This is a genomic window from Agrobacterium sp. CCNWLW32 (genome assembly GCF_037083425.1).
In the GTDB taxonomy this organism is placed as follows: domain Bacteria; phylum Pseudomonadota; class Alphaproteobacteria; order Rhizobiales; family Rhizobiaceae; genus Agrobacterium; species Agrobacterium radiobacter.
In genome coordinates this window covers 19,760-33,158 of sequence record NZ_JBAOJM010000014.1, presented here as the reverse complement: position 1 = coordinate 33,158, position 13,399 = coordinate 19,760, and the positions used below count along the sequence as shown (strand labels likewise).

9 protein-coding genes are annotated in these 13,399 nt (G+C 57.8%); 7 read left to right on the top strand and 2 right to left on the bottom strand.

All coding sequences use genetic code 11. From position 1 onward, the window contains the following. Positions 1-377 precede the first annotated feature (377 nt). On the top strand, positions 378-2,444 hold the full coding sequence (locus V6R85_RS22145) for an ATP-dependent helicase (protein WP_111817305.1): 2,067 nt from the start codon (positions 378-380) through the stop codon (positions 2,442-2,444). A gap of 59 nt (positions 2,445-2,503) precedes the next feature. Here V6R85_RS22145 and V6R85_RS22140 read toward each other — a convergent pair whose 3' ends face one another. Continuing rightward, entirely contained in the window at positions 2,504-4,660 is a 2,157-nt protein-coding gene (locus V6R85_RS22140; RefSeq protein ID WP_336377207.1) for a TonB-dependent siderophore receptor, read from the bottom strand. Positions 4,661-4,956: 296 nt separating this feature from the next. Between V6R85_RS22140 and V6R85_RS22135 the strand changes: the two genes are divergently transcribed. The 5 genes from V6R85_RS22135 to V6R85_RS22115 all read left to right on the top strand — a co-directional run bounded on the left by V6R85_RS22135 (position 4,957) and on the right by V6R85_RS22115 (position 9,810). Beyond that, positions 4,957-5,769, top strand: coding sequence for an ABC transporter ATP-binding protein (locus V6R85_RS22135; protein WP_111817303.1), 813 nt, complete (start codon positions 4,957-4,959; stop codon positions 5,767-5,769). After that, positions 5,769-6,809: a FecCD family ABC transporter permease gene (locus V6R85_RS22130; protein ID WP_223216040.1), complete on the top strand. Its 1,041-nt coding sequence runs from the start codon at positions 5,769-5,771 to the stop codon at positions 6,807-6,809. Before V6R85_RS22135 ends, V6R85_RS22130 begins: the two co-directional genes overlap by 1 nt. Further along, positions 6,806-7,846 (top strand): FecCD family ABC transporter permease, encoded by a 1,041-nt coding sequence (locus tag V6R85_RS22125; RefSeq protein ID WP_111817301.1) that lies wholly within the window; start codon positions 6,806-6,808, stop codon positions 7,844-7,846. The genes V6R85_RS22130 and V6R85_RS22125 overlap by 4 nt, the downstream gene beginning before the upstream one ends. 7 nt (positions 7,847-7,853) lie before the next feature. Continuing rightward, entirely contained in the window at positions 7,854-8,816 is a 963-nt protein-coding gene (locus V6R85_RS22120) for an ABC transporter substrate-binding protein (protein WP_111817300.1), read from the top strand. A 97-nt stretch (positions 8,817-8,913) separates the two neighbouring features. Continuing rightward, the gene (locus tag V6R85_RS22115) at positions 8,914-9,810 is read left to right on the top strand and encodes a MurR/RpiR family transcriptional regulator (RefSeq protein ID WP_111817299.1); all 897 of its coding nucleotides are present in this window, start codon (positions 8,914-8,916) and stop codon (positions 9,808-9,810) included. A 42-nt stretch (positions 9,811-9,852) separates the two neighbouring features. On the opposite strand, the gene V6R85_RS22110 is transcribed toward V6R85_RS22115, so the two are convergent. Further along, the gene (locus V6R85_RS22110) at positions 9,853-11,145 is read right to left on the bottom strand and encodes a glycosyltransferase family 4 protein (RefSeq protein WP_111817298.1); all 1,293 of its coding nucleotides are present in this window, start codon (positions 11,143-11,145) and stop codon (positions 9,853-9,855) included. 476 nt (positions 11,146-11,621) lie between these two features. Here V6R85_RS22110 and V6R85_RS22105 point away from each other — a divergent pair, with 476 nt between their 5' ends. Beyond that, complete coding sequence (locus V6R85_RS22105; protein WP_111817297.1) at positions 11,622-13,385, top strand: ABC transporter ATP-binding protein; 1,764 nt, start codon at positions 11,622-11,624, stop codon at positions 13,383-13,385. The last annotated feature ends 14 nt before the right edge of the window (positions 13,386-13,399 follow it).

The following is a 13,399-nucleotide window of genomic DNA, read 5'->3' as shown; positions in this document are numbered from 1 at the left end:
GCAATGACCGTTAAACCCGATAGGGTTCAAGGCTCCCGGAAAAAGCAGAAAAAGCGCCTCGGAAAACATGAAATATCCCTTTTTTTCAAACCAATGAGACAACTGCCTCATCTGATTTCCGGCGATGCGACGACAGCATATCCGCTTCCGCTCCTGAGGCAACATTCGCGGAAGAGCCTTCAGAAATCGAGTTGTCAGGTGATGGCGGCAACCGGACTTGCGCAGCAAGGCTTTTGCGTTCAGCATTTGTTCTGGCTTGCTGTTTGAGTCTTTGCTAATCATTGCGGTACGAACGCGAAACGGCGGCGCGGGCTCAATCGCCCGCCGTTTTCGGGCAGGCAACTTCGCCTAGAACAGATATCGAGGATTAGTGCAGGATGGCGGTTGCCTATCTGGAAAAACTGAACGAGCAGCAACGCAAGGCCGTGGAACATGGTGTTGGACTGGTGGATGGACATGTCGCCGGTCCGCTTTTGATCATCGCCGGCGCCGGTTCGGGCAAGACCAATACGCTAGCTCACCGTGTTGCGCATCTTATCGTGAATGGCGCCGATCCCCGGCGCATCCTGCTGATGACGTTCTCAAGACGCGCCGCCTCCGAGATGGCGCGCCGTGTCGAACGGATATGCAAGCAGGTCCTCGGGGCAAATTCGGCAATCATGACAGATGCATTGGCCTGGTCGGGCACGTTTCACGGCATTGGTGCACGGCTGTTGCGCATCTACGCCGAGCAAATCGGCCTCAACATCGATTTCACCATCCACGACCGCGAAGACAGTGCCGACCTGATGAACCTTGCGCGGCACGAGCTGGGTTTTTCCAAAACTGAAAGCCGCTTTCCGACGAAGGGCACCTGTCTTGCAATCTATTCGCGCGTCGTAAATTCCCAGACGCCGCTCAAGGACATCTTGCGCCAGCATTATCCCTGGGTTGCGAACTGGGAAAGCGAACTCAAGGAACTGTTCGCGGCCTATGTCGAGGCCAAGCAGGTCCAGAACGTGCTCGATTACGACGATCTTCTGCTCTACTGGGCCCAGATGGTCAGCGACCCCGTTCTGGCTGACGATATAGGCAACCGCTTCGACCATGTGATGGTCGATGAATATCAAGATACCAACCGGCTGCAGGCTTCGGTGCTGATGGCGCTGAAGCCCGATGGCCGCGGCTTGACCGTGGTAGGCGACGACGCGCAGTCGATCTATTCCTTCCGTGCGGCGACCGTGCGAAACATCCTCGATTTCCCGGCTTCCTTCAGCCCTGCTGCCGACATCATCACGCTTGACCGCAACTATCGTTCGACGCAGCCGATCCTTGCGGCCGCCAACGGCGTCATCGATCTCGCGCGCGAGCGCTTCACCAAAAACCTCTGGACCGAACGGGTATCGCTCGAGCGCCCAAGGCTCGTAACGGTGAAGGATGAAACCGAGCAGGCGAACTTCATCATCGACCAGATCCTCGCCAACCGCGAAACCGGTATAACGCTGAAACAGCAGGCCGTGCTGTTCCGCACCTCCAGCCATAGTGGCCCGCTCGAGGTGGAACTGACCCGCCGCAACATCCCCTTCGTCAAATTCGGTGGCCTGAAATTCCTGGACAGCGCCCATGTGAAGGACATGCTGGCCGTGCTGCGTTTTGCCCAAAATCCGCGCGACCGCGTCGCCGGTTTCCGGCTGCTACAGATGCTGCCAGGCATTGGACCGAAGAAGGCCGGCAATATTCTCGATACGATCGCGACAGACCCCGAGCCGTTGCTTGCCCTTGCCGAAATTCCACCGCCGCCGAAGACCGGCGATGACTGGACAACCTTCACGCAGATGCTGGTGGGCCTGCGACAGGGCCCCAATGGCTGGCCGGGTGAAATCGGGCAGGCGCGGCTGTGGTACGAACCGCATCTCGAGCGCATCCACGAAGATGCGGACACCCGCAAGGCCGATCTGCTGCAACTCGAGCAGATCGCCGGCGGCTACCCTTCACGCGAGCGCTTCCTGACCGAGCTTACGCTTGATCCGCCCGACGCCACCAGCGATCAGGCTGGCGTGCCGCTGCTCGATGAAGATTATCTCAGCCTGTCCACCATCCATTCGGCAAAAGGCCAGGAGTGGCGCTCCGTCTTCATTCTGAACGTGGTCGACGGGTGCATTCCCTCCGACCTCGGTGTCGGCACCACCCAGGAACTGGAGGAAGAGCGCCGGCTGCTTTACGTCGCCATGACCCGCGCCAAGGACAGCCTGTCACTGATCACGCCGCAACGTTTCTTTACCGGCGGCCAGAACCAGCAAGGCGACCGGCATGTCTACGCCGCAAGAACCCGCTTCATTCCGGCGACCTTACTGCAATTCTTCGAGACGATGGCCTGGCCGCTGGTTTCAGCCGCAGCTTCGGAGCGCAGCGCGCAGCAGATCCGCATTGACGTGGGTGCGCGGATGCGCGCCATGTGGAAATAAAAAGCGGGGCGTTCACCCCGCTCTCATGACTGGTGATTGTTTTCCGGTCGACGCCGTTGTCAGAACTTCACGCTGGCCGTGAGGCTGACATTGAAGGGCTCGCCCACGGCATTGGCATAGCTGGTGGAGCCAATGGACGAGGTGTAATGGGTCTTGTCGAAGATGTTCTTCAGGTTGAGTTGCAGCGTCACCGGCTTTTCGAACTGAAGCGTGTAGGTGGCGAAGGCGTCGAAGACCGCATAGCCCGGCAGATTATAGGAATTGTCGTTGATGCCGGCGCGCTCACCCACCGCCCGGACGCCACCGCCGATGCGCAGCGTATTGCCGTTCGGACCGACCTCACCGACATCATAGGCAAGAAAGAGCGAGCCGGTGTGGCGCGCCACATTCGGCAGGCGCTTGCCGGCATAGGTGGGATCTTCGAGTACGAGCGCATCCGTATAGGCATAGCTTGCGATGAGATCGAGATCGTCGGTCAGGCTGCCGGCAATATCGACCTCCACACCGCGCGAACGGACGAGCCCGGCGGCCTTCACCGTCGAGACGCCGCCGACATCCTCCGAATAGGCGACATTGCGCTTGCGGGCGTTGAACAGGGCGATATTGGCGTTGAGCCCGTCGAAAAGATCGAACTTCGCGCCCAGTTCGTAGGAAATGCCCTCTTCTGGATCAAGCCCGCCATAATAGGCGCCGATGGATGACTGCGGGCGCAAGGTTTTGGCCACATTGGCGTAAAGCGAGGCATTCGGAGTGAGCTTGTAGACGAGGCCGGCATTGGGAATGAGTTCGCCGCCATCCTTCTCGGTATTGACGACGAAGGGACGGCCCTTACCGGCATAGATGTCGTAATATTGGTAACGCAAGCCGCCGACCGCGATCCACTGATCGTTAAGATGCAGGGCGTCCTGCATGTAGATCGAGGCGGTGGAAAGTTTTTCCGTCTGGTCGTTGTCGACCGCTCTCACCGTGGTGCACACCGCCAAGCGGCCATAAACCGGATTGTTGATGTTGAAATTCGTGGAATTCGCGCATCTCAACATGTCGGTGCGCAGGGTGTCGCTGTAGTCATAGGACGCACCGAACAGCAGGTCGTTGCGCAGCCCGCCGATTTCGGCCTCGCCTGTCAGATCCGCCCGCACCGCGTGATTGTAGATCGTGGAATATTGCGTCGCATCGGCTCGTCGCGTCACCTGTCCGGTGCGGGAATTATAGCCCATCACACGCGCCTGATTGTCCGAATATTCGTTGCGGCTATAGGCGTAATTCAGCGACAGCTTCCAGTCATCAGAGAGATGACGGTCTACGGCGATGCTCGCCAGATCGGATTTGCCGTCGGTGATATTATAGGCTTCATCAAGGCGCAGGCGGCGGCTGACGTTGATCGCCTTGCCGGTCGCCGGGTCGAAGATCGTGCCGCGGTCAAACGGCACGCTGTAGTCCTCATGCATGTAGGAAACCGTAATATCGGTGTCCTCGCCGCTCCATTTCAGCGAAGGCGCGATCAGCCAATTTTTCTTCTCACCGAAATTACGCCAGTAATCGCTGTTTTCCCCCTCGCCGATCAGGCGATAGGAAAAATCCGTGCCCGCAATCGGACCGGTCACATCGAAACCGCCCGATGTGCCGTACTTGCCCGCCCCATAGGCGGAAAAGCGCGAATAGGCCTCCGCTGTGAACGTGTCTTCCGGCTTCTTCGTCACGACATTCACCATGCCGCCGGGATCGAGAATGCCGTAAAGCGTGGAGGCCGGGCCTTTCAGCACTTCCACCCGCTCGACCGTATCGTTGAAGGAATGCGGCAAGGCCGTCTTCAGCCCGTTGACGAGGATGGACCCGTCGCGATTGTCCCCGAAACCACGGCGGATGACGGCATCCTGCGTACCGCCGAGCGTATTTGCCTGGGTGACGCCGCTGACATTTGCCAGCGCATCGTCCAGCGAGCGCGCCTGCTGATCGCGCAGCACCTCGGCCGTCACCACATTGACCGATTGCGGAATATCGAGGAGCGGCGTCTCAGTGCGCGTCGCCGTGCCCGTCGTTACCGGCTGATAACCGCGCGCACCTTTTTTCACATCCGCATTGACGGTTATGGTTTCGAGCACGGTCGTCCCGTCGGCATTCTTTTTCGGCGCAGTACTGTCCTGCGCGAATGCGGGCAGGGCAACCCCAGCCAGAAGAAATGTCAGCAGCGCCCGCGAGCGCACCCTAATGATCATCGAACCGTCATGCATCCTGTCTTGTCCCCGACTGCCCAAATCGTCATCGCGACGATGCACCGCTCTTTCAATTGATGAATGTAGTAGTCAACTTTATTACCGCATCAGCGCGGCAAAACGTCGGCACCGAAGGCTGCATTCGCGCTTCCTTCCGTGTCATTTCAGCCCATGACAGCCGCTTTTTGTTCAAATCGACCGGCAAAAACTGCTTTTTCGCACGCTATATACTTGACTACTACAGTCATCAATAATTCTGGTGGCAATTCATTAAGGCGGGGACGATTTTGAACGACGGCATGAGACCCATAAGGACGGATACAGGGCTTGCGGCAGAGGCAATCGAGCTTGCCTACGGCGACACGCCGGTGCTTGCGGATATGTCCATCGATGTCGCGCCGAACCGCTTCACTATTCTGCTTGGCCCGAACGGCTCCGGAAAATCCACGCTTCTTTCAGCGCTTGCCCGCCTGCACCGGCCGACGCGGGGCCATATTCTTCTAAACGGTAGCGATATCTTCCGCCAACCGACCAAGAAGGTGGCAAAAAAGCTCGGCATGCTGGCGCAGCAGAACCATACGCCGGAGGGGCTTTCGGTTTTCGATCTCGTCTCCCGGGGCCGTTACCCGCATCAGGGATTTCTGAAGCAATGGAGCGAGGAAGACGCCCGCGCGGTGAAAGAGGCGCTTTCCGTGACCGGCATGTCCGAACTGGCGGATCGAGCGGTCGACAGCCTTTCAGGCGGGCAACGCCAGCGCGCCTGGATCGCCATGGCGCTGGCGCAGCAGACGGATATAATTCTTCTCGACGAGCCGACGACATTTCTCGATCTGCATCACCAGATGGAGGTGCTGGACATGCTGGCGGGCCTCGTCAACCACCACAACCGCACGATCGTGGCGGTGCTGCACGACATCAATCTCGCCATGCAATATGCCGATCACCTGATTTTCCTGAAAGACGGGCGGCTGCGGCACCGGCTGGAAACAGCGGCGGCCTGCGATGCCGGCATTATCGCCGATGTCTTCGACATGGCAGTTGCCCAGCTGATGCATCCGGTAACGGCACGGCCGGTATTTCTTCCCCTGCCCGGACGGGCCGGCGCGGCATGATGCCCAACGCAACCAGCGGAGGCGCCCTTGCCCTGCGCGAGCGTGCCTATGGCCGCACGCTTGCGGCAGCACTTCTCCTTCTGCTCGCCATGCTGCTTCTTGTGCTGGCACATATGGCCACCGGCCCGCGCCCCATTTCGCCGCAGGTTCTGCACGATCTGATATTTGCGCATGACGCCCGCAATTTCGACCAGCAGGTTTTGATGCGCCTGCGCCTGCCGCGTCTGCTGGTTGCGATGCAGGCCGGGGCCTGCCTTGGAACAGCGGGGCTTCTGCTGCAAACCCTGCTTCGAAATCCGCTTGGCGAGCCGCATATTCTGGGGTTGAATGCCGGGGCGAGCCTCGCTGTCGTTCTGGCGACAGTGATGCCGTTCGGGCTGATCGCAACGCCGCTCCTCCGCCCGTTGCTGGCAGCGACGGGCGCGGGCATCAGCTTCTCGATCGTACTTCTCCTTGCTTCCGCCGGTCGGCAGGGGCTGACACCGGCAAAACTCGTTTTTTGCGGCATTGCGCTTTCCACGCTTGCCGGAACCCTCACCTCCGCCATCCTCATTCTCAATGAGGAAACATTGCAGCAGATGCGTTTCTGGCTTGTGGGCGATACGGCCGGCGTTTCCATGGCAGCCATCGCCGCCGCCCTGCCTGCGGCAATGATTGCGCTCGTCCTCGCTTTCGCCGTCGCTCCGCGGCTCGATCTACTGGGGCTGGGCGACAACGCAGCCGCAGCGCTTGGCGTGCCGATCCGTTCGACGCGGATTCTGGCGCTTGTCTCCATATCGCTGTTCTGCGGCGCGGCCATCGCCGTCGTCGGTCCCATCGGTTTCGTCGGCCTGGTCGTACCGCCGCTCGTTGCACGCCTGAAAACGGGTCGGATTCTGCTTGCCATACCCATCGCTGCACTCGGCGGCGCAGTCCTCTTGATCGCCGCCGATCTTGTCGCCCGCCTCATTCTCCTGCCGAAAGAACTGCCCACCGGCGCGATGACCGGCCTTGTCGGCGCGCCGGTGTTTCTCTGGCTGGTGCGCAGGGTGCTGAAATGAACCGTTACCGGGTTGTCCGACTGGGGCGCTTTTCCGTCCGCTTCATGCCGTCGCGGCTAACCACTCTGCTGGTGCTTTTCCTCTGCCTCATGCTCGTCGCCCTGTGGTCGCTCACCGCCGGCAGCCAGCATATTCCCGCCTCCGCCCTGTGGTCGCTTGTCACCGAAACCAACACCGATCCCGCCGTGACCGACGCGGTCGTGGTTCTCGACTTCCGGCTCTCGCGTCTGGCGCTTGCGATGGTGGCCGGGGCCATGCTCGGCATTGCCGGCGCCATCATGCAGGCCACGACCCGCAACGGCCTTGCCGATCCTGGCTTGCTCGGCGTGCGCGAGGGCGCATCCCTTGCCGTGCTGGGTTGCCTGTTCCTGCTGCCGTCCCTTCCGGTCACGTTGCGTCCCGTCGCGGGTATTACCGGCGGGATGGCAAGTGCCGCAATCGTTCTGATGCTCTCCGGCGCAACCTCGCGCCTGCGCTTCGTGTTGACCGGCATCGGCTTTTCATGGTTTTTATCAGCGCTGCTGCTTATTCTCATGGCGTCGCTGGATATTCGTAATTTGCAGACGGCGATGATCTGGATGGCTGGCAACCTGCAGAGCGCAAGCTGGACCGCCGTTTCAATCCTCTCCGTCATCCTCCTCATCGCCCTTGGCCTTTTGCTCCTGACGGCGCGCGCCGCAGACGTGCAGGCGCTCGGCGATCATGCGGCGACCGCGCTTGGCGTCCATAGCCGTCTCCTTTCTGTGCTTCATGTCACGCTTGCCGTCACACTCACCGCATCCTGCGTTTCCTTCACCGGCAGCATCGGTTTTGTCGGTCTGATTGGGCCGCATATCACCCGGCTTCTGTTGCCCGGCGGCTCCTATCCCGGGCTTGTCTTGGGCGCAGGCCTGACAGGCGCAATTCTGGTCGCAGCATCCGACACCATCGCCCGAACCGCCTTTTCACCGTTGGAGCTACCGACCGGCCTCGTTCTTTCCGCCGTTGGCCCACCCACGCTGCTTGCTCTTCTCTGGTTTCACCGGCATCGCCTATAGGTCCCCCATGCGCAAAACACTTCTCGCCTTTCTCCCAGTTGCCGCTTTTCTCTTTGGCATAGCGACGGCCCAGGCCGAAGAGACTAGCCGAAGTTTCACCGACGACCTCGGCCGCAGCGTTTCCATTCCGGCAAAGCCGAAACGCATCGTGACGCTACACGATATCGACCTCACCATTCCGCTGATCGAGCTCGGCGTGACGCCGGTGGGCAGCCACGGCCGCGTGGGGGCGAACGGCAAACCCTATCTGCGCTCCAGCGCCATTCTGACTGGCGTTGATTTCGACAATAGCGACATCGCCTATATCGGCTCCCTCAATGCCGATCTGGAGGCGATTATCGCCCTCAAGCCCGATCTCATCCTGACCGAACCGGATCGGCCTACCCCCGTTGAAAAACTGGCGCAGATCGCCCCGACCGTCGCCATCGACAATACCAAGGACGGCGCGCCGCATATTTACAAAGTGCTGGCCGAGCTGACCGGCACGCAGGCGCGCCTTGCCGTGCTGGACCGGCGCTACCGCGCACAGATCGAGGCGCTGAAGGCATCGGTCGATACCGGCGCCATCACCGTTTCGGTGTTCCAGCCGCTCAACGGCAAGATCAGTGTCTACCACACCTATCGGGCGCTCGGCCGCGTGCTGCGGGATGCGGGTTTCCGTTTCCCCGCCATCATCGACGCCATTCCGGATGGCGACCGTATCGAGATCAGCGCCGAACGTTTGCCGGAACTCGATGCCGATATCATCTTCGATCCCTATCGCTCCGATACCGGCGCTTCGCCGCAGGCGGAAATCGACATGATGGAAACCGTAATGCCGGGTTTTTGCAATTTTCTCGAGGCCTGCCGCAACGGTCGGTACATCCTCCTGCCGCGCGAGGAAGCGATTTCCAACTCCTATGCCGCGCTCAGCCTCATGGTAGCTGCTGTCCAGTCGCATTTGACGGTGCGGCCAGCGCACAAAAAGTGACGGCGACGATCACTACGGACAAAAGCGCTTGCCTCCCGGCTTGGCGCGCTGCTAATTCGAGAAGAAGAGTAGAAAACTCAGCTTCACGGAAGAATTCATGCCGGCTGGCGAAACGCATACATCGAGGCTTCGGCGCACCGACCGTTTCGGAGAGCAGCTGCGCAAGCGCCGCGACCGCCTGTCACCGGGCCTGCTTGCCGTTGCCGAATATATTGATGGCCACCGCCATGCCGTTCTCGCCAAATCGGCACTGGAAATCGGCTTCGAGACCAATACATCCGATGCGACCGTCATCCGCGCCATACAGGCGCTCGGCTTCCAGGGGCTGGTCGATCTCAAGGAAACGCTGGAGGCCTATCTGGGCGTGACGGATTCGCCCGTCGAAAAAATGGCGGCGACGACAAAATCCATATCCGGCAACTGCGATGCAGCGATAGATTTCGTACTCGAAAATCAGAAGAACACGCTGGAGATGCTCTCAAGCGTCGAAAACCGCGAAGCCATGGCGGCGGCCGTGCGGCTTCTCTCGCAAGCGCGTGGCATCGGCGTGCTCGGCATCGGCGCCTCCGGCATCATCGCCACCTATGCCGCAAGGCTGTTCCAGCGCTCGGGCGTCCATTCCTATGCGCTCAACGCCACCGGCATCGCGCTTGCCGAACAGTTGCTCGAGCTTGAAAACGGCCACGTCCTCATCATGCTCCTGCACGGCCGCGCCCACCGCGAAGCCCAGACCGCCATAGCCGAAGCCGGCCGCCTCGACATCCCGATCATCATGCTGCTCGGCCAGGAAGACAGCGTGCTTAAAAAACACGCCAACGCCAGCCTCTTCCTGCCCCGCGCCAAAAACGAAGGCGTGGCGCTCCACGCCCCCACCTTCATCGCCATGGAAACCATGGCCCTTGCCCTCTCCGCCGCCTGCCCCGAGCGAAGCCTTGAGACGCTGGAGCGGCTGGTGGAGCTGAGGACGTCGATCAGGCCGCATAAGCGGGTTTAGAACTAGCACCGCATCGAACTCGTCCGATGTCAGCTTGCAGCCTTAGGTCGCCACCCGTCTCTCTTTGTGGTCAAATTTGTGTACCGAATGAAGTATATCTGACGCGACATTTCGCCATGTCCGCATTTGTGGTTTGAATTCGGCTATTTTCGTTTTCAAGGCAGCATACCTATCCGGGTCCAGCAACAACCTGCGAACCAAATCCGCCAGTTCATCCGGTTTCTCCGGATTGAAATACAGTGCGAGTGTACCCCCTGCCTCCCTCAAGGCCGGCACATCCGCGGCAAAAGCCGGGGTCCCGCACCAAAGAGCTTCGCTAATCGGCAAGCCCCACCCTTCCATCCTGCTCGGCAAAACGAGGCCGTAGGCATTTTCGTAAAGCAGACGTAATTCCGCTTGGTTCGGGTTAAGAACAAAGTGGAACTTGTCGACTATAGGGCGAAACTTCTCCTGCTTTAAGAATTTTTCAACTCTTTTACGTCTCGCGCCTGCCAACACCAGTGCGGGCGGAACGACACCGGAAGCCTGTAATAGAAGCATGGCTTCAACAACACATTCCAAGTTCTTACGGCCGTTATAAATACCGACGCCCAGAAGGTAACGACCTTGAGGGGGCTTCTTATCTATTGGCTCAACCGTCGGCCGAAGTTCATTACAAAGCGGGATAGCGACAACGTCCGGCACTGGCGGCAATGTCCCCATATCTGAAAAATGCTTTACTTCCCGCGCCGTAAATTCCGAATTTGTCAAAATCAGCGCCGCTGCCCCGATAGCGACCTTGTTATCGTGAATAAAATTCCGCGGAAACGAAAACTGATTCCGATGTGTGAAATTATGCAATGGGATCATGTCATGGAGCATCGGAATGAAAGTGGCTTTTTCGCCCCGTTCATTCAACGCCATGATATAGTCAGACATGATTTTTGGCCTGCCCAGCGAAACCAGAATTTGCCCGTCGAGATTAACCTCCCGAACAGCACTCGCCGGAATAGTTGCCCAACGTTTGCGATTGCGATGCTCGACTATCGTGCGCACCATCCCGTAGAAAAAAGACTTCAAAAAGTTAGTATCAAAAAGATTCTGCCTCAGACGCAATGGCGTGGCGCTTGAAGGAATATTGGGATCCAGAACACCGGTTGGCGATGCGTCACCAGTACGGGGAAAAACCTCAAAAAACCGACGATGCAGCGGCGAATAGATTACATACCTTACAGATTTATCCGCCAAAGTCAGTTCATAAGCGACTTCCATTACGGTTCGCGCAATTCCGTAATATTTAAACTTGACTCCCGAATTCAGGAAAAGTTCCGACAGATCAAAAAAGACTTGGGGCATTTACCGTCCTGCCTGACGGACACTTCCGTCATGAAACATATTAGATTGCAAAAACTTACGAGCTCATATGCCACGCTGTTGCCGATCGCCCACCATGCATTTTGGCATATAGATTTTGGACAGCACATTTGTCAACGTCGAGAACCTTCTAGTCGCGCAAAACTACACATTTCCATCCAACATCTAAAGCGGAGATTTCTCCCGTTCTTCCCTCTGCCAGAACGGGGCGTGATGACATCCTCGCCAGAGGGAGATTGACACTTAGTGATCACCCATTTAAGTGCACTAAGCCAATTTTGGATTAGCCGTGCCTCGGCATTTGGACCAGTGTTAAGCTTTGAGTTTTTCGAGCATGAAACTTGAGCCATCATATATGAGCGCTACACACCGAACACCACTCCATCCGTTTGGGTTTGTTCGTCTAACGTGATAAACACTCACCAAATGTAGTTTCTGCACAAATTAGGAATATCGCTGTGATCGGATCATTTTTGTCGCAAAACGACAAGAAGCTGCTGGTACGACTGTTCAAAGAGAACTTTAAGAAGCATGTCGGTTGGTACTCGATGGCAATCGCGGCAATGGTTGTTGTTGCCGCAACGACCTCTCTCAGCGCCTGGATCATGCGCGATATCGTTAATAGCGTTTACTTGAAGCGTGGCTTTGATGTCGTCCTTGAGATTGCGTTTGCGGTTGCCGCGATATTCATCGTCAAGGGCCTCGCCACGTTCGTTCAGAGCTACTATCTGAGCAAAGCCGGCAACAGCATAGTCGCGGAGCAGCAACGTAAAATCTATGATCGCCTGCTGAAGCAAGGCGTATCGTTCTTTCAAAACCTGCCATCGTCGGAATTGCTAGTTCGCGTAACCTACAATGCACAGGCTGCCAGGAGCGTTATCGATACAATCGTGACGTCCTTTATCCGCGACCTGCTTTCGCTCATCGGTTTGATCGTGGTGATGTTCGCCCAGAATTTTCTTCTGAGCGCGATTTCGATGATTATAGGCCCTCTTGCCATCTTCAGCGTCCGTCTTGTCTTGCGCCGGGTGCGTAAGATCATGGAGGCGGAGCTTGCTTCGCTTGGCGAAATCGTCAACGTCGTGCAGGAAACCAGCATCGGCGTCCGCGTGATTAAAGCCTTTTCGCTTGAGAAGCTTATGCGTCAACGTATGAACAAGGCAGTGTCTGACGTCGAGCATCGAGCAAATGGTATTGCGAAGCTTGAAGCGGCGACCAGTCCGATCATGGAAACGCTGTCCGGCCTTGCGATTGCCGTCGTTATTGCCGTTTCCGGCTACACCGTTCTGGAGAAAGGCGGGTCTCCGGGCGATCTGATGTCCTTTATAACCGCTCTGCTTCTTGCTTACGAACCAGCAAAACGTCTGGCGCGTATGAGAATCCAGATCGAAGGAGGCATGATCGGTGTCCGTATGATGTTCGAGGTTCTGGACGCCCCGTTGACGCTTGCCGAAAAGAAAGATGCTCTGCCTCTCCCCAAGGCCAGTGGCGACGTGGAACTAAAGAACGTCAGCTTCGAATATGTTTCTGGCCAGCCGGTTCTGAAGGACGTCAGCGTACTCTTCGAGGGCGGCAAGATGACCGCATTGGTCGGTCCTTCCGGCAGCGGCAAATCCACAATCATCAATCTTATGATGCGCCTTTACGATCCTCAGAATGGTTCCGTTGAAATCAATGGTATGGATTTGCGCGATGTTTCCTTTGCGAGCCTGCGCGAGCACGTATCTTATGTCGGCCAGGAAACCTTCCTGTTTTCGGGTACTGTAAAGCACAATATCTCCGTTGGTCGGGACGATGCGACAGAAGAAGAGATCATTGCTGCTGCCAAGGCTGCCAATGCCCATGACTTTATCATGAAGATGCCTGACGGTTACGACAGCAAGCTTGGTGAAAATGGCTCAGGCCTTTCCGGCGGTCAGAGACAGCGTGTTGCGATCGCTCGCGCCATGCTGAGAGACGCAGATATCTTGATCCTTGACGAGGCGACCAGTGCGTTGGATTCGGAATCCGAAGCTCTTGTGCGAGATGCGCTTGAGCGCCTGACACTGAACAAAACATCTATTGTCATCGCTCATCGGCTTTCAACAATAAACCGAGCCGACAAGATCGTCGTTATGGATAATGGACAGGTCGTAGAAGAAGGCAGTCGGCGTGAACTACTTGCAACGGATGGCCTTTATAAACGCCTGCACAGCATCCAGTTCGATGCGGACGTAGCATGATCCTGATTTATCAG

What these genes read in the sequence shown, in the direction of transcription:
- V6R85_RS22145 (WP_111817305.1), top strand. Translation starts at nt 378, where the DNA reads ATGGCGGTTGCCTATCTGGAAAAACTGAACGAGCAGCAACGCAAGGCC.
- V6R85_RS22140 (WP_336377207.1), bottom strand. Translation starts at nt 4,660, where the DNA reads ATGATCATTAGGGTGCGCTCGCGGGCGCTGCTGACATTTCTTCTGGCT.
- V6R85_RS22135 (WP_111817303.1), top strand. Translation starts at nt 4,957, where the DNA reads ATGAGACCCATAAGGACGGATACAGGGCTTGCGGCAGAGGCAATCGAG.
- V6R85_RS22130 (WP_223216040.1), top strand. Translation starts at nt 5,769, where the DNA reads ATGCCCAACGCAACCAGCGGAGGCGCCCTTGCCCTGCGCGAGCGTGCC.
- V6R85_RS22125 (WP_111817301.1), top strand. Translation starts at nt 6,806, where the DNA reads ATGAACCGTTACCGGGTTGTCCGACTGGGGCGCTTTTCCGTCCGCTTC.
- V6R85_RS22120 (WP_111817300.1), top strand. Translation starts at nt 7,854, where the DNA reads ATGCGCAAAACACTTCTCGCCTTTCTCCCAGTTGCCGCTTTTCTCTTT.
- V6R85_RS22115 (WP_111817299.1), top strand. Translation starts at nt 8,914, where the DNA reads ATGCCGGCTGGCGAAACGCATACATCGAGGCTTCGGCGCACCGACCGT.
- V6R85_RS22110 (WP_111817298.1), bottom strand. Translation starts at nt 11,145, where the DNA reads ATGCCCCAAGTCTTTTTTGATCTGTCGGAACTTTTCCTGAATTCGGGA.